The organism is Pseudomonas sp. GW822-FHT06D10 (assembly GCF_058799535.1).
This window is the reverse complement of record NZ_JBXALN010000003.1, coordinates 488978-503929: the sequence shown is the minus strand read 5'-3', so window position 1 is coordinate 503929 and position 14952 is coordinate 488978. Positions and strand designations below refer to the sequence as shown.

Sequence of the window (14952 nt, the reverse complement as noted above, 5' to 3'; positions counted from 1 at the left end):
AGCACCGTGCTGGCCATGACCCTGGCCGGGGCCGTGTGGGCCGAAGAACCGGCGAACAAGATGGACAACCCCAAGCCGTTGCCGGACGACGTCAGCCTGCCGCTGCCCTGCGACGGCGAGATGGTGTTCCGCTACGTCTACGTGCTGGCCCAGGGCACCCTGGACGACCGTGAGGTGAACCTCGGCTACCCCTTCAGCGAGGGCGAGAGCGGTTACCAGCAGTCGTTCATTTCCGGCTATCGCCGGGACTACATCAACGGCCAGTTCACCCTCAAGGACCTGCCTGGCGCCTGGGGCAAGACCATTGGCCCGGCGCTGCCGAAAAGTGGCGCCGGGGTGCCCCTCAAGCCAATGCTGTATTTCATCGGCAAGTACGAGGTCACTGCCCGCCAGTACGCCCAGGTCATGGCCCAGGCCCAGTCCCTGGCCAGCGGTGATCCGGCCCCGGCCTGTGAGGCGCCGGAGGGCCTGCAGGGGCGCCTGCCCAAGGTCAAGCTGTCGCGTTTCGAGGCCGAGCGCTTTGCCGCGGTGTACAGCGCCTGGCTGATGAAGAACCACCGCGACCTGCTGCCGGTCAGCGGCCGTGGCAGTTCCTCGGAAGACGGTGGCCTGGGCTTTGTGCGCCTGCCCACCGAGGTGGAGTGGGAATACGCCGCCCGCGGCGGCCAGGCGGTCAGCCGCCAGGAGCTGGAAGGCCGCCTGTTCCCGCGGCGCGTGGAGGGCAGCGAAGACGAAGGCCCGCTGGCAGACTGGGCGGTGTTCAACCAGGTGGCCGGCGGCACCGGCCAGGCCGCGCGCCTGATGCCCATCGGCACCAAGCTGCCCAACCCCATCGGCATGTTCGACGTGATCGGCAACGCCGCCGAGATGGTCCAGGAGTCCTTCCAGCTGGTGCGCGCCGGGCGCCGCCAGGGCACCTACGGCGGTTTCGTGGTCAAGGGCGGCAATTACCTGGAAGGCGAAGGCACGCTGTTCACCGGGATGCGCCGCGAGTACCCGCTGTTTGGCGCCGACGGCACTGAGCAGAGCAACGAAACCACCGGTTTCCGGGTGGCCATCGGCGCGCTGTCGGCGCCCCGTTCGCGCTACAAGGAGCTGTTTGCCCAGTGGCAGAAGGAGGGCCGCCTGGCGTCCCTGACCGATGCCATCGACGACGCCCAGGACCCCACCAAGCGCCTGGACGCCATCATCGCCGCCAGCGTCGACCCGCGCCTGCAGGCGGAGCTGGGGCTGGTCAACGAAGAGCTCAAGCGCAACGTCTCGCTGATCGCCCAGCAGCGCGAGGAGGCGGCCGGCAACCTGATCCAGTCGTCGGCCCTGGTGGCCGAGACCATCAACAACTACAACATCCGCCTGACCAACCTGAAGAAGAGCCAGCAGCAGGCCATCGATGCCAAGGACGAGCCCAGCGCCAAGCTGTTCGCCGAAGCCATCGACAACGGCCGCAGCGCGCTGGACGGGGCGGTGGCGATCTACATCGACAACCTGGCCACGGGCACCCGTTACACCGACGCGGTGATCCAGGCGCAATTTCAACGAATCAAGGAAGAGCTCAATCGCAAGCCGGTGCTCGGCAAGAGCCTGGTGACGCGCGCTACGTTATTCGTTCGCCATGTCGGGAATTATCGCCAGCAACGGCGAGCCGACCCGGCGACGATTTTGAAGGAACTGCTCGCATCGACCGGTCAGAAGTCATGACCGGCCGCTGTCTGTCGAGCCTGGAGGATCTCGGACGACATTGCGTCGCGCCGAGTTGGTCAAACTTAATCGAGATCACGAACATGCTTTTTTCCCGCAACCCATTTGCTTCAACGTCCAAGCGTCACCTGCTGTTGGTTGCCGCCGGGTTCAGCACCGTATTGACCGGTTGCGCGACCTCTCCGGTGTCCAAGGTCGCCTCGACCACCAAGGTCGAGTACTACCCGAGCTGCTACGAGCCGGTGCAGCACCTGCGCGCCACGGATTCGGACATGACCAAGTCGGTGGTCACCGGTGCTGCCCTGGGCGCTGCCGGCGGCGCTTTGCTCGGTGCCCTGACCGGTGACGGCGACCACCGTGGCCGCAACGCCGCCATCGGTGCCGCAGGCGGTGCCCTGGCCGGTGGCGCAGCCGGTTACTACACCGAGCGCCAGAAGCAGATCGCCGACGACAACCAGCGCATCGCTTCCTACGCTGCCGACGTCAACAAGAGCGCGGCCGACATCGACCGCAGCACGGCCTATGCCCGCGCTTCCCAGACCTGCTACCAGCGCGCCTTCGACAGCCTGATCAGCTCCCGCAAGGCCAACACCATCAATGACGTGGAAGGGCGCAAGCGCCTGGCGGAAATCGTCAGCGGCCTGAAGGAGTCCAACGACCTGATCACCGCGGTGAACGGCCGTGCCAGCGAAGACCTGAGCAAGTACAACCAGGCCTACGAGCAGGATCTGCAGCAAGTGGGCGTGCAGCGTACCGACGTGGTGAAAGTCGCCACCGCCGATACCACCACGGTGACCACCGGTGGCAAGAGAAAACAGCCACAGAAGGTCAAGCAGCCCAAGCTGCCGACCGTGCCTCAGGAAGCGGTGAGCACCGAGAGGTCGATCCAGGATGCCAAGATCAAGCAGGCCGAGAGCAACAAGGTCGCGACCACCGGCCAGACCCAGGTCAACAGCATGTGCAAGAACCCGGACCTGGGTGACTGGGCACCGGTGCCTTGCCCTAACGTCTGAGTTGGCGATTGTCTGACAAGATGTCGCGATAAGCGTTGAACGCCAGCCGATCTCCGAGCAATCGAACAGATCGGCTGGCGCTCTTCGAGTTACAGGTTAAACTGCGCCGGCCATCCAATAATTCCACTGAGGCGCCGTGCATGAAATTCCGTTTTCTTCTCTGGGTGCTTGGCCTGTTGATGGGCAAAGCCAGCCGCAACAATCCTGCTTTCCAGCAACAGTTGGGTGACAAGGAGCTGGTGTTCCAGCTGCAGACGCTCGACGGCAAGGTTGCTCGGCATTTTTTCGTCAAGGACCAGCGCGTCACCAGCCGTTCGGGGTTCTATCCCGAGCCGGCATTCGCCATCGCCTTCAAGGATGCCGCCTACGGCTTCGCCACCCTGCAGGCGAAGAACAAGCAGTTGGCATTCATGACCGGTATTCAGGACAAGTCGATCCAGATCAAGGGCAACCCGGCCCTGGTGATCTGGTTCCAGGGGCTGACCAAGTACCTGAAACCGAAAAAGGCCAAGCCCAAGGCTTGACCGGGAAACTTCGCCGGCAAGCCGCCTCCTGCAGGAGCGGGCTGGCCGGCGAATGGGCTCAGGCCTGGCTGAACTGCGAAGCCAGTTCCCGCAGCAGTACTTCGGCTTCCAGCACCTTGCTCACCACGTCGTCCGCCTTGTCCCGGGTCAGGCCCAGGCGTTCCAGCAGGGCGTCGGGGATATCCTCGTGGGGCCCGGAGCCGATGCCCCGGCTGCGCAGCAGGCGCACGGCCAGGCACACCAGGTTCGGGTACTCGGCATAGGCGCCGTCGTAGCTCGGGTCGTGCTGGAAGCGCAGGGCGGTGCACAGCTCTTCCGGCATGTCCCAGTACCGCATCAGCCAGGCGCCGATCTGTTCGCGGCTGATACCCAGCAGGTGCTGTTCGACATAGCTGTGGCACAGGTGCGGGTTGACCTCCAAATGCCGGCAGATCAGCGAGAAGTGCGGCGGGAACACGTGGGCCAGCAGCAGGTAGCCGAAGTTGTGCAGCAGGCCGGCCAGGTAGGTCAGGCCGGCTTCCGGGCGCTGGGCACGGGGCATGGCGCGGGTCAGGCCCTCGATCACCGCGGCGGTGTAGATCGACTGCTGCCAGTAAGGCGTGGCGTGCTGCGGCTGGTCCTTGGGCAGGCTCAGGGTCTTGCCCAGGGCCAGGCCCAGTGCCAGGTTGATCACCAGGTCGAAGCCCAGCACGCGGACGATGGCGTCTTCCACCGAGCGGATCTTGCCGGGCGAGGCGTAGTAGGGCGAGGCGGCCCAGCTGACCACCTGGGCCGCCAGGGCCGGGTCGGTTTCCACCACACCGGTGATGTCGTCGATGGTGGCGTTGGGGTCGACCCGCAGCTTGATGATCTTCTGTGCGGTTTCCGCCAGGGGCGGGATCTCGATGGTGGCTTCCAGGCGCTGCTGGATGCGCCGCGCGGTGAAGGCCTGCATCGCCTGGGAGATCTCCTCGCGGTCATCGTCCGGGCGGTCGAGGTTGGGGCGAATGCTGCTCAGGGGCTCGCCGAAGTTGCCGGCGCTGGCTTTGCTGAGCATGCTCTTGAAGGCTTCGCTGGTGATCTCCAGCAGTACCCCGGGCTCGCCGGAGTTGATCAGCAGGCAGGGCTCGCGCAGCAGGCTTTCTTCGTACAGGCACGGTGAGCTGGTGAGCGCCGGCAGGCCGGGCAGCAGGCTCAGGCTGTGCTTACCGAGCATGCGCTCCAGGCGTTCGGTGGAAACGGCGGTCAGGCGGCGGCCGGTGAGTTCGGCCAGGCGGTTGAGGTCCAGTAACTGGCTCTGCGGGAACAGCACCATCAGCGCGCCGACGGCGTCGTCCAGCAGTACCGCCTGGACCTTGCGCGCAGCCGGCAGGCCCGGCTGGTCGATCACTTCGTTGTAGCTGATGGCCAGCTTGCCGAGCAGCAACCGGATAACAGACGGAGCGTGTGGGGTTGCAATGTCGAGGGCAACTTCTGTCATGGTCTGGTATCCGTTTTTCTACAATTTGACGAGTATAACCAGCTTGGTTATGGCGAGGGTTCACTAACTGAGTGTTGGTTCACACTTGGCCGTATTGCTGTCCGTGGCGCAGCCAGCGCTCCAGCAACGGGCTGACATGGTCCGGCCAGCGCTCCAGCAGGGCCTGGGCGGCATCGCGTACCGCCGGCAGCAGGTCGGCGTCGCGCATCAGGTCGGCGACCTTGAATTGCAGGAGGCCGGTCTGCCGGGTGCCGAGCATTTCCCCGGGGCCGCGCAGCTCCAGGTCCTTTTCGGCGATGACGAAACCGTCGTTGGTTTCACGCATGATGCCCAGGCGCTGGCGACCGATCTGTGAAAGCGGTGGGTGGTAGAGCAGCACGCAGTGGCTGGCGGCGCTGCCGCGCCCGACCCGGCCGCGCAGCTGGTGCAACTGGGCCAGGCCCAGGCGTTCGGGGTTTTCGATGATCATCAGGCTGGCATTGGGTACGTCGACCCCGACCTCGATCACCGTGGTGGCCACCAGCAGTTGCAGGTTGCCGGCCTTGAACTCGGCCATCACCGCGGCTTTCTCGGGGGCCTTCATGCGGCCGTGGATCAGCCCTACGCGCAATTCGCCGAGGGCGCTGGAAAGGTCTTCGAAGGTGGTTTCCGCGGCCTGGCAGGTCAGTTCCTCGGACTCTTCGATCAGGGTGCAGACCCAGTACGCCTGGCGCCCTTCGGCGCAGGCGGCGCGTACCCGCTCGATGACTTCGATGCGCCGGCTGTCGGTCACCAGCACGGTGTTCACCGGGGTGCGACCGGGAGGCAGTTCGTCGAGGATCGAGGTGTCCAGGTCGGCGTAGGCGCTCATGGCCAGCGTTCGCGGGATCGGCGTGGCGGTCATGATCAACTGGTGCGGGCACAGGCGGCCGCCCACACCTTTCTGGCGCAGGGCCAGGCGCTGCTGCACGCCGAAGCGGTGCTGTTCGTCGATGATCACCAGGGCCAGGTTCTTGAACTGCACTTCGTCCTGGAACAGCGCGTGGGTGCCCACCACCATCGGTGCGCCACCGGCAATCTGTTCCAGGGCTGCGCTGCGGGCCTTGCCCTTGAGCTTGCCAGCCAGCCAGGCGACTTCCAGGCCCAGGGGCTCGAGCCAGCGCTTGAAGGTGATGAAGTGCTGCTCGGCGAGGATTTCCGTCGGCGCCATCAGTGCCACCTGGTAGCCGGCCTCCAGCGCCTGCAGGGCGGCCAGGGCGGCGACCACGGTCTTGCCGGCGCCCACGTCGCCCTGGATCAGCCGCAGCATGGGCTCGGGCTGGCTCAGGTCGTAGGCGATCTCGTTGCCCACGCGCTGTTGCGCGCCAGTGGGAGCGAAGCCCAGGTTCTTCAGGTACTTGACCGGCAGTTTCCTGGCCAATGGCAGCACCGGGGCGCGCTGTGAGCGCAGGCTGTCGCGCAGACGCTGCTGGGACAGCTGGTGGGTCAGCAACTCCTCGAACGCCAGGCGGTGCTGGGCCCAGTGGTGCCCCAGGGCCAGTTCGTCGACATCGGCGTCCGCCGGCGGGTGATGCAGGTAGCGGATCGCATCGTCCAGGGGCGCCAGCTGATAGTCCCGGGCCAGCTCTTCCGGCAGCCAGTCAGGCAGGCTGCGCGGGCCCAGCAGGGCCAGGCTCTGTTGGCACAGCAGGCGCAGGCGCTGCTGGGTCAGGCCTTCGGTCAGGGGGTAGATCGGTGTCAGGGTCTGGTCCACCGGCGGCGGCTCGTCGCCGCTGATGGCACGGTATTCCGGGTGGTAGATCTCCAGGCCCGAGGCGCCGGGCCGGGCTTCGCCATAGCAGCGCACACGGGTGCCGCGCTTCAGGCCGTCCTTCTGCGCATTGCTGAAATGGTAGAAGCGCAGGCTCAGGCCGCCGGTACCGTCCTGCAGGCGCACCAGCAGGCTGCGGCGCTTGCCCATGACCACATCGGCGCCACTGACGGTGCCTTCGATCACAGCATCCTGGCCGGGGCGCAGGGCGCCGATCGGCACCACGCGGGTGCGGTCCTGGTAGCGCAGGGGCAGGTGGAACAGCACGTCCTGAAGGTTTTCCAGGCCGACCTTGGCCAGCTTCTCGGCCATGGCTTCGCCGACGCCCTTGAGTGCCGTGACCGGCACTTTCGACAGCTCAGTCATTGCGAGCGCTTAACTCGCGGCGGGCGGCTTGGCCACCGAGCACAGGCGGATCGAGTCGGCGAGGATCTCGATGGCCTTGGGCCGCGGGAAGCTGGCGCGCCAGGCGATGGCTACGGTGCGGAACGGCACGGGCGGGGTCAGGGGGCGGACTTCGATCACCCCGGGGGCGTAGTGATGGCTGTCCACGGCCGACAGCGGCAGGATCGAGATGCCCAGGCCGGAGGCGACCATGTGGCGGATGGTTTCCAGGGAACTGGATTCCACGGTGGTGTGCTTGGCGCCGTCGTTGCCCTTGGTCAGGGTCGGGCAGGCCTCCAGGACCTGGTCGCGGAAGCAGTGGCCTTCGCCCAGCAGCAACAGGCTCTTGTCGTTGAGCAGGTTGGCGTCGATGGTTTCCTTCTTGGTCCAGGGGTGGCCGCTGGGCATCAGCACATAGAAGGGTTCGTCGTACAGCGGCAGGGTCAGGACATCGGCCTCGTTGAACGGCAGGGCGATGATGATCGCGTCCAGCTCGCCGTTGCGCAGTTTGTCGCGCAGTACGTGGGTGAAGTTCTCTTCTATATACAGCGGCATCTGCGGGGCGACCCGGTGCAGCTGGGGAATCAGGTGCGGGAACAGGTAGGGGCCGACGGTGTAGATCGCCCCGACCTTGAGCGGTGCGGTCAGCTGGTTCTTGCCGGCCTGGGCCAGCTCACGGATGCCCTGGGCCTGCTCCAGGACCTTTTGCGCCTGGGCGACGATGGTCTCGCCCACCGGGGTCAGGCGCACGGCGCTCTTGCTGCGCTCGAAAATCAGCACGCCGAGTTCGTCTTCAAGCTTTTTCACGCCGACCGACAGGGTGGGCTGGCTGACATGGCAGCGCTCGGCGGCATGGCCGAAGTGCTGCTCTTGGGCGAGGGTAACGATGTAGCGCAATTCTGTAAGAGTCATAGCGGGCGTCCGTGAGGTTGCGGCCAAGCATAACGGCTGCAATCGATAGACGCACGTTATCAGACCGAGGGTGGAATGCGACACCCGCCAATGCCTGCTTCAGGCGGCACAAATGCGAAGGGCACCTTGAAGGTGCCCTTGCGGTGGATCAGCGGCGGCCGCGGCTGCGGTCGATCTCGTAGTTGTACGAGGCGGTGATTTCCACGCTGCCGTTGTTGAGCATGTCTGCCGGTGGCTTGGGCAGCGGCTGGGCACGACGGATCATGTCCAGGGTGGCCCGGTCCAGATCGGCGTTGCCCGACCTGCCGACCAGCTCATAGGACAGCACCTTGCCTTCGGCATCGACGACGAAGCGCAGGGAGTTGGTGCCTTCCTTGCCTCGACGCTGAGCCTCGCTCGGATAGCGCTTGTACTTGGCCAGGTGCGCCTGCAATTCCCCCTGCCAGTTAGCCTTGGCGGCGGCCTGGGCCGGTGACGGGCCAGGGGTCGCAGGAGCGGGCTGCTTGGACGGAGCCGGTGTGACCGGGGCGTCGCTGGGCTTTTCCTCGGAAGGCTTTTCCTTGGGCGGCTCAGGCTTGACCACCGGCTTTGGCGGTTGCGGCTTGGGCTTCTGCTTCACCGGCTTGGGTACCGAGATGGTCGGCTTCGGCGCTTCGGCCAGTTTCGGCAGCGGCAGTTCTTCCACGGGGGCCGGCGGTTGTGGTGGGGTCACCACTTTCGGCGGCGCCGGTGGAGGCGGCACAGGGGCAGGTGCCAATTCCACCACCATGGCTTGGGGGGGGATGGGCATGGGCTGTGGCTTGGACCAGTTGAGGGCGAGCAGGATCGCCAACCCATGGACGCCCAACACCACTGCCAGGCTACCGCTGTAACGCGTCAGTCTTTGGCGCGTCGTGATCATTTCTTGGCTGCCGTCTCAAGTCCGACCAGGCCGACTTTCAGGTAGCCGGCCGCGCGCAGGGTGTCCATCACACTCATCAGGTCGCCGTAATCCACACCTTTGTCGGCCTGGAAGAAGATGGTCGTGTCTTTCTTGCCCTGGGTCCGGGCGTCGAGGATGGCGCCAAGGGTTTCAGCCTTGACTTCGTCTTCGCCGAGGAACAGGCGCTTGTCGGCCTTGACGCTGAGGAACACCGGTTTTTCCGGCCGCGGCGCCGGTTTGGCGCTGGAGGCGGGCAGGTCGACCTTGATGTCCACGGTGGCCAGCGGTGCGGCCACCATGAAGATGATCAGCAGCACCAGCATCACGTCGATGAACGGCGTGACGTTGATCTCGTGGTTTTCGGCCAGGTCGTCGCCTGCGCCTTCTTTCAAATGCAAGCCCATGGCTGATTACCCCACTTTCACCATGTGCGGTTGTGCGGAGCGCTCGTTCGGCTGGTGATCCAGGTCGCGGCTGACCAGCAGCAGGACCTCGGCCGAGGCGTCGGTGACCTGGGCCTTGTAGCCGGTGATGGAGCGGGCGAAGACGTTGTAGATCACCACCGCGGGAATCGCGGCAACCAGGCCCAGGGCGGTGGCCAGCAGGGCTTCGGCGATACCCGGGGCAACCACGGCAAGGTTGGTGGTCTGGGTTTTGGCGATGCCGATGAAGCTGTTCATGATGCCCCACACGGTGCCGAACAGGCCGACGAACGGCGCGGTGGAACCGATGGTGGCCAGCACGCCGGTGCCGCTGCTCATGTTGCGGCCGCAGGCAGCCACCAGGCGCTCCAGGCGGAAGCTGACGCGCTCCTTGATGCCTTCCTTCTCGCGGCTGTTGGCCGAGAGGCGCATCTCTTCCAGGGCATCGTGCACCAGCAGGTTGGCCAGGGTGCCCTCCTTGGTGGCGGTGGCGCTGGCTTCCTTGAGGGTGGTGGCCTTTTTCAGCGCGGCGATTTCAGTGCGCAGGCGGCGCTTGGCACCCATCAGCTCGAAGCCTTTGGCGATCCAGATGGTCCAGGTGATGATCGAGGCGATGGCCAGGCCGATCATCACCAGTTTCACGATGATGTCGGCGTTCTGGTACATGCCCCACGGCGACAGGTCATGGGCCATGCCCAGTGTGTTGTCGGCCTCCAGGACCTCAGGAGCGTCTTCGCCGATAGCGGGCTGGCCTTCGGCCTGGACTGGCTCGCCGGCCACTGGGGCTGCGGCTGGAGCGGTCGGGTCGTTGGCCGTATGTTCAGCGGCTGGAGCGGTCGCGGCAGGGGCAGGGGCTGCGGCGGTGGCTGGGGCGTGCTGGTCGGCAAAGGCTGCGGTCGGTGCCAGCAGCAGGCTGCACAACAGCGCTGCAACCGCGCTCATGGCGCGCAGCGGGCTTGGGCGTTTGGTTGGCGAGACGGAGAGTTGGTTGCTTGTCATGCTGGCCGGACCTGAGAGGAGAAAAGGGTGAAATGTCCTTCTAGGCCTCGCAGGGCCGAGAACAAAATGGGCGGTTATTATTGCAAGTAATTCTTGTTAACAGAAGTAATAGAGTATCTTTTTTTCCTTGATTGCTAGCCGTTCGTCCAGTGCGAGGGCTAGTCTTGACCTTTCCCAAAGGAGTTTTCTGATGTCCTCCCCCTCTGTATTGATCGCCGGTTGCGGTGATGTCGGGAGTCGCCTGGCGACTCAACTGCTGGCCGAGCAATGGCAGGTTTACGGCCTGCGTCGCAACGTATCGCGCTTGCCACAGGGGGTGGTGGGCATTGCAGGTGACCTGTTCAGCGAGCAATGCCCCGGGCAATGGCCGCAGAAGTCGCCGGACTATCTGGTGTATTGCGCGGCGGCCACCGAGCATGACGAAGCCGGATATCGCGCGGCTTATGTCGATGGTCTGCAGCATGTACTGGGCTGGCTCAAGCAGCGCGGCCAGGCGCCCAAGCGTTTGCTGTTTGTCTCCAGCAGCAGCGTTTATGAGCAGAAGGACGGTGAGTGGGTCGACGAGGCTTCCGTGGCCGAGGCCCAGGCCTACTCCGGACGCATGATGCTGGAAGCCGAGCAGGTGGCTCTGGGCAGCGGTATTCCCGCCACTGTGGTGCGCTTGACCGGCATCTATGGCCCGGGTCGCGAGTGGCTGCTGACCCAGGTGCGCCGGGGTTATCGCGTGGCGATCGAGCCGCCGCTGTACGGCAACCGTATTCACGCGGACGATGCCGCGGGCCTGCTGGCGTTCCTGCTCAAGGCGGACCGCAGTGGCACGGCGCTGGATGATTGCTATATCGGCGTGGACGATGCGCCCGCGCCCCTGGCAGAGGTCGTCGACTGGCTGCGCGATTACCTGGGCGTCACCGAATGGGCGGACGATGCCAGCGTGCGTCGTACCGGCAGCAAGCGTTGCAGCAATGCCCGGGCCAGGGCGCTGGGCTGGGTGCCGCGCTATCCGAGTTATCGCGAAGGTTATGCAGCGATTTTGACGACGCAGGGCTAAGTTGCCCGAGCAGCTTGGGGTCGCGGTCGAAGGCTGCGACCGGCTTCCCGAGGGCGTCGCTGCCGACAGGCCGAAGGTCCTGTGGACCTTGTCGCAGCCTGCGGCAGCGGCTACAGGGTAGTTACTGCTTTTCCAGCAACCACTGCTGGCTGCCCGGCGTCAGCGAGGGCACTTCATCCGCCAGGGCGGTATTCACCGCCTGGAAGATCTCCAGCTGTTGATCCTTGCGCACGAAGATCCAGGAGTTGCCCTGGCCGTTGAGCTGCAGCCAGATGCTATCGTTGCCGCCGCTCATCGAGGCGCAGTCGCCAGCCAGGCACAAGGCGTAGCGATCGGCGCCCGGCAGGCCCTGGACGGCGCCGTTTGCCTGGAACTGCACTTCGTTGCCCAGGCCCGGTCCGTTGACGATCTTCCACTTGCCACCCAGATACGCCGAGTACAAGGCGCGCTCGAAGTTGGCGCCTAGCGGCGCGCCTTCGGGGGCGGGGTCTTTGGGGCGGTCGAAGACCTGCTCGGGCTCATTGTCGTTGGCCACTTGCAGCAGTTGCTTGCCGTTGCGCTTCAAGTCGGTGGCGGCGCTGCCATAGAACTCGACTTTTGCAGTGCTGGAACCGTCGCCGATGATCTTGCCTTCGACGGTTTCGAAACCGTTGGTGTAGCGGGCCTGGCCAGCCTTGGTATTGAGCTCCCATTCCAGGTTCGGGCCGTAGGCCTGGAGGGCTTCACGCAAAGGGCCGCCCTTGGAGGCTGCGTCGATCGCTACCTGATTGATCCAGATGCCGCCCACATCGTTTTTGGCGGGGTCGCTGGCACAACCGCCGAGCAGTACGGCGAGCAGCGAAACAGCTAGCGCTTGGCGCATGATGAAATCCTTTCAGAACGAAAACGGCGCAGCCTTGAGGGCTGCGCCGCGGGTGTTACTCGATGACCAGAATGGCATCCATTTCAACCTGTGCACCCTTTGGCAGGGCGGCCACGCCAATGGCGGCGCGGGCTGGGTAAGGCTGTTGGAAATACTTGCCCATGATCTCGTTGACCTTGGCGAAGTGGCTCAGGTCGGTGAGGAAGATGTTCAGCTTGACGATGTCCTTGAACGAACCGCCAGCGGCCTCGGCTACCGACTTGAGGTTTTCGAACACTTGGACGGTCTGGGCTTCGAAGCCTTCCACCAGCTCCATGGTCTTGGGGTCCAGAGGGATCTGGCCGGACATGTAGACGGTGTTGCCAGCCTTGATCGCCTGGGAGTAGGTGCCGATGGCAGCAGGTGCCTTGTCGCTGGTGATAACTGTCTTGGTCATGAATGACTCCTTGTAATGGACGGGCTACGCACGCATGCGGGTGATGCGGATGACCCCGGTCAGGGCGCGCAGTTTCTTGATCACGCGGGCCAGGTGTACGCGGTCGTGCACGCTGACCACCAGTTGGACCACGCTGATGCGACCATCGCGTTCGTCCATGCTGATTTTCTCGATGTTGCCGTCGGCGGCGTTGACGCTGCTGGCCAGCAGCGCGATCAGGCCGCGTTGGTGTTCCAGTTCTACGCGCAGTTCGACGTTGAATTCGCCGGTGACATCCTTGGCCCAGGAGAGCTGGATGCACTTTTCCGGGTTATGGCGGATTTCGCTGATATTGCGGCAGTTGTCCAGGTGCACCACCATCCCCTTGCCGGCGGACAGGTGGCCGACGATCGGATCGCCCGGGATCGGCGTGCAGCACTTGGCGTAGCTCAGCACCAGGCCTTCGGTGCCGCGGATTGCCAGCGGGCCTTCCGGGCTTGGCAGCTGTTCGCCTTCGCCCAGCAGGCGGCGCGCCACAACGTAGGCCATGCGGTTGCCCAGGCCGATGTCTTCCAGCAGGTCTTCGATCAGTTCCAGGCGGTATTCCTGGAGAATCGCCTGGATGCGTTCGGCCGGGACCTTTTCCAGGGAGCTGTCGAAGCCGTTGAGCACCTTGTTCAGCAAGCGTTCGCCGAGGCTGATGGACTCGGAGCGGCGCTGCAGCTTGAGAGCATGGCGGATATGGGTGCGGGCCTTGCCGGTGACCACGAAATTCAGCCAGGCCGGGTTCGGGCGCGCGCCCGGGGCGCTGACGATTTCCACTGTGGAACCGCTTTGCAGGGGTTCGGACAGCGGCGCCAGGCGACGATTGATCCGGCAGGCGATGCAGCTGTTGCCGACGTCGGTGTGAACCGCGTAGGCGAAGTCCACCGCGGTGGAGCCTTTGGGCAGCTCCATGATCCGGCCTTTGGGTGTGAACACGTAGACCTCGTCCGGGAACAGGTCGATCTTCACGCTCTCGATGAATTCCAGGGAGTTGCCGGCGCGTTGCTGCATTTCCAGCACGCCCTTGACCCATTGGCGGGCGCGGGCGTGAGTGCCTTTGGGCTGTTCGTCGCCACTGGATTTGTACAGCCAGTGGGCGGCGATGCCGTTATTGGCCATTTCTTCCATTTCCCGGGTACGAATCTGGATCTCGATCGGTACTCCGTGCATGCCGAACAGCGTGGTATGCAGCGACTGATAGCCGTTGGCCTTGGGAATGGCGATGTAGTCCTTGAAGCGTCCCGGCAGCGGCTTGTACAAATTATGTACAGCGCCGAGTACGCGATAGCAGGTGTCTACCTTGTCGACGATGATGCGGAACGCATAGACGTCCATGATCTCGTTGAAGGCCCGACGCTTGCCGCGCATCTTCTTGTAGATGCCGTACAGGTGCTTCTGGCGACCGCTGACCTCGCCCTGGATGCCGTCGATGGCCAGGCAGTGGCTGAGGGATTCCTCGATCTTGTTGACGATTTCCTTGCGGTTGCCCCGGGCGCGCTTGACCGCCTGGTAGATCCGCGCGGAACGCATCGGGTGCATCGCCTTGAAGCCCAGGTCTTCGAATTCGATGCGGATGGCATGCATGCCCAGGCGGTTGGCGATGGGGGCGTAGATCTCCAGGGTTTCCTTGGCGATCCGCCGACGCTTCTCGCCGGAAAGTACTTCCAGGGTGCGCATGTTGTGCAGGCGGTCGGCCAGCTTGACCAGGATCACGCGAATGTCGCGGGCCATGGCCATGGCCATCTTCTGGAAGTTTTCCGCTTGGGCTTCGGCCTTGGTTTCGAAGTTCATCTGGGTCAGTTTGCTGACCCCATCCACCAATTCGGCCACGGTTTCGCCGAACTGCGCGCTGAGCGCTTCCTTGGCGATGCCGGTGTCTTCGATGACGTCATGCAGCATCGCGGCCATCAGGCTCTGATGGTCCATGTGCATGTCGGCAAGAATGTTCGCTACCGCGAGTGGGTGCGTGACGTACGCCTCGCCGCTGCGACGGCGTTGACCGTCATGGGCTTGTTCGGCGTAGAAATACGCTCGGCGGACCAGATTGACCTGGTCCGTGCCGAGATAGGTCGATAAGCGATCGGCGAGGGCGTCTATGCTCGGCATGATGTCTCCTGCCGTAAGCTGTGATCCCGCGCCGTGCTACGTCGACCAGGCATAGGCTCAGACGGCCTCGTTGGACTCGTCCTCGAAAGCAGCGAAAAGCGGCTCATCTTCAACGATTTCGGCTTCGGCGATGGCTGCGTAGTCGATCAGGCCTTCAGCGATTTCGCGCAGGGCGACAACGGTAGGCTTGTCGTTTTCCCATGCTACTTTCGGCTCTTTGCCGCCGGTGGCCAGTTGACGGGCACGCTTGGTAGAGAGCATGACCAGCTCAAAGCGGTTATCCACGTGTTCTAGGCAGTCTTCAACGGTTACGCGGGCCATGGTCTTCCTCGTAGCAAATGCAATATGCGCGCT

The 14952-nt window shown here is 64.4% G+C and carries 14 protein-coding genes; 4 read left to right on the top strand and 10 right to left on the bottom strand.

The features are described 5' to 3' along the window. Positions 1–15 precede the first annotated feature (15 nt). From AC1RL5_RS12275 to AC1RL5_RS12265, 3 genes are all read left to right on the top strand, one after another. A complete protein-coding gene (locus tag AC1RL5_RS12275) occupies positions 16–1698 on the top strand; it encodes a formylglycine-generating enzyme family protein (RefSeq protein WP_492589380.1) in 1683 nt (560 codons plus the stop codon). Between the two features lie 83 nt (positions 1699–1781). Beyond that, positions 1782–2711, top strand: coding sequence for a type VI secretion system-associated lipoprotein TagQ (gene tagQ / locus AC1RL5_RS12270; RefSeq protein ID WP_011064242.1), 930 nt, complete (start codon positions 1782–1784; stop codon positions 2709–2711). Positions 2712–2851: 140 nt separating this feature from the next. After that, positions 2852–3235 (top strand): hypothetical protein, encoded by a 384-nt coding sequence (locus AC1RL5_RS12265; RefSeq protein ID WP_015637475.1) that lies wholly within the window; start codon positions 2852–2854, stop codon positions 3233–3235. A gap of 58 nt (positions 3236–3293) precedes the next feature. Here the strand turns inward: AC1RL5_RS12265 and AC1RL5_RS12260 are convergent, their stop codons facing one another. From AC1RL5_RS12260 to exbB, 6 genes are all read right to left on the bottom strand, one after another. Further along, positions 3294–4694 (bottom strand): aminoacyl-tRNA deacylase and HDOD domain-containing protein, encoded by a 1401-nt coding sequence (locus AC1RL5_RS12260; RefSeq protein WP_011064240.1) that lies wholly within the window; start codon positions 4692–4694, stop codon positions 3294–3296. 79 nt (positions 4695–4773) lie between these two features. Further along, the gene (recG, locus tag AC1RL5_RS12255) at positions 4774–6849 is read right to left on the bottom strand and encodes an ATP-dependent DNA helicase RecG (protein WP_015637474.1); all 2076 of its coding nucleotides are present in this window, start codon (positions 6847–6849) and stop codon (positions 4774–4776) included. Between the two features lie 9 nt (positions 6850–6858). Beyond that, entirely contained in the window at positions 6859–7779 is a 921-nt protein-coding gene (locus AC1RL5_RS12250; protein WP_011064238.1) for a hydrogen peroxide-inducible genes activator, read from the bottom strand. A gap of 148 nt (positions 7780–7927) precedes the next feature. Beyond that, entirely contained in the window at positions 7928–8680 is a 753-nt protein-coding gene (locus tag AC1RL5_RS12245) for an energy transducer TonB family protein (RefSeq protein ID WP_011064237.1), read from the bottom strand. Continuing rightward, entirely contained in the window at positions 8677–9105 is a 429-nt protein-coding gene (gene exbD, locus AC1RL5_RS12240; RefSeq protein ID WP_011064236.1) for a TonB system transport protein ExbD, read from the bottom strand. Before exbD ends, AC1RL5_RS12245 begins: the two co-directional genes overlap by 4 nt. 6 nt (positions 9106–9111) lie before the next feature. Then, a complete protein-coding gene (gene exbB, locus AC1RL5_RS12235; protein ID WP_492589319.1) occupies positions 9112–10122 on the bottom strand; it encodes a tonB-system energizer ExbB in 1011 nt (336 codons plus the stop codon). A 190-nt stretch (positions 10123–10312) separates the two neighbouring features. Between exbB and AC1RL5_RS12230 the strand changes: the two genes are divergently transcribed. Then, positions 10313–11170: an SDR family oxidoreductase gene (locus tag AC1RL5_RS12230; RefSeq protein WP_145713446.1), complete on the top strand. Its 858-nt coding sequence runs from the start codon at positions 10313–10315 to the stop codon at positions 11168–11170. Between the two features lie 121 nt (positions 11171–11291). Here the strand turns inward: AC1RL5_RS12230 and AC1RL5_RS12225 are convergent, their stop codons facing one another. The 4 genes from AC1RL5_RS12225 to rpoZ are packed head-to-tail and all read right to left on the bottom strand — an operon-like array spanning position 11292 to position 14919. Then, on the bottom strand, positions 11292–12032 hold the full coding sequence (locus AC1RL5_RS12225) for a hypothetical protein (protein ID WP_011064233.1): 741 nt from the start codon (positions 12030–12032) through the stop codon (positions 11292–11294). A 55-nt stretch (positions 12033–12087) separates the two neighbouring features. Beyond that, the gene (locus tag AC1RL5_RS12220) at positions 12088–12468 is read right to left on the bottom strand and encodes a RidA family protein (protein ID WP_007921133.1); all 381 of its coding nucleotides are present in this window, start codon (positions 12466–12468) and stop codon (positions 12088–12090) included. A 24-nt stretch (positions 12469–12492) separates the two neighbouring features. Then, on the bottom strand, positions 12493–14598 hold the full coding sequence (gene spoT, locus AC1RL5_RS12215; RefSeq protein WP_011064232.1) for a bifunctional GTP diphosphokinase/guanosine-3',5'-bis pyrophosphate 3'-pyrophosphohydrolase: 2106 nt from the start codon (positions 14596–14598) through the stop codon (positions 12493–12495). Between the two features lie 57 nt (positions 14599–14655). Further along, positions 14656–14919 carry a DNA-directed RNA polymerase subunit omega gene (gene rpoZ, locus AC1RL5_RS12210; protein WP_007921129.1) on the bottom strand — a complete coding sequence of 88 codons (264 nt, stop codon included), beginning with the start codon at positions 14917–14919 and terminating at the stop codon, positions 14656–14658. Between the last annotated feature and the right edge of the window lie 33 nt (positions 14920–14952).

Bases quoted from the DNA above. Each gene is read 5' to 3' on its own strand.
- rpoZ (WP_007921129.1), bottom strand. From the start codon at position 14,919: ATGGCCCGCGTAACCGTTGAAGACTGCCTAGAACACGTGGATAACCGC.
- AC1RL5_RS12275 (WP_492589380.1), top strand. From the start codon at position 16: ATGACCCTGGCCGGGGCCGTGTGGGCCGAAGAACCGGCGAACAAGATG.
- recG (WP_015637474.1), bottom strand. From the start codon at position 6,849: ATGACTGAGCTGTCGAAAGTGCCGGTCACGGCACTCAAGGGCGTCGGC.
- AC1RL5_RS12230 (WP_145713446.1), top strand. From the start codon at position 10,313: ATGTCCTCCCCCTCTGTATTGATCGCCGGTTGCGGTGATGTCGGGAGT.
- exbD (WP_011064236.1), bottom strand. From the start codon at position 9,105: ATGGGCTTGCATTTGAAAGAAGGCGCAGGCGACGACCTGGCCGAAAAC.
- AC1RL5_RS12245 (WP_011064237.1), bottom strand. From the start codon at position 8,680: ATGATCACGACGCGCCAAAGACTGACGCGTTACAGCGGTAGCCTGGCA.
- AC1RL5_RS12225 (WP_011064233.1), bottom strand. From the start codon at position 12,032: ATGCGCCAAGCGCTAGCTGTTTCGCTGCTCGCCGTACTGCTCGGCGGT.
- spoT (WP_011064232.1), bottom strand. From the start codon at position 14,598: ATGCCGAGCATAGACGCCCTCGCCGATCGCTTATCGACCTATCTCGGC.
- exbB (WP_492589319.1), bottom strand. From the start codon at position 10,122: ATGACAAGCAACCAACTCTCCGTCTCGCCAACCAAACGCCCAAGCCCG.
- AC1RL5_RS12265 (WP_015637475.1), top strand. From the start codon at position 2,852: ATGAAATTCCGTTTTCTTCTCTGGGTGCTTGGCCTGTTGATGGGCAAA.
- tagQ (WP_011064242.1), top strand. From the start codon at position 1,782: ATGCTTTTTTCCCGCAACCCATTTGCTTCAACGTCCAAGCGTCACCTG.
- AC1RL5_RS12250 (WP_011064238.1), bottom strand. From the start codon at position 7,779: ATGACTCTTACAGAATTGCGCTACATCGTTACCCTCGCCCAAGAGCAG.
- AC1RL5_RS12260 (WP_011064240.1), bottom strand. From the start codon at position 4,694: ATGACAGAAGTTGCCCTCGACATTGCAACCCCACACGCTCCGTCTGTT.
- AC1RL5_RS12220 (WP_007921133.1), bottom strand. From the start codon at position 12,468: ATGACCAAGACAGTTATCACCAGCGACAAGGCACCTGCTGCCATCGGC.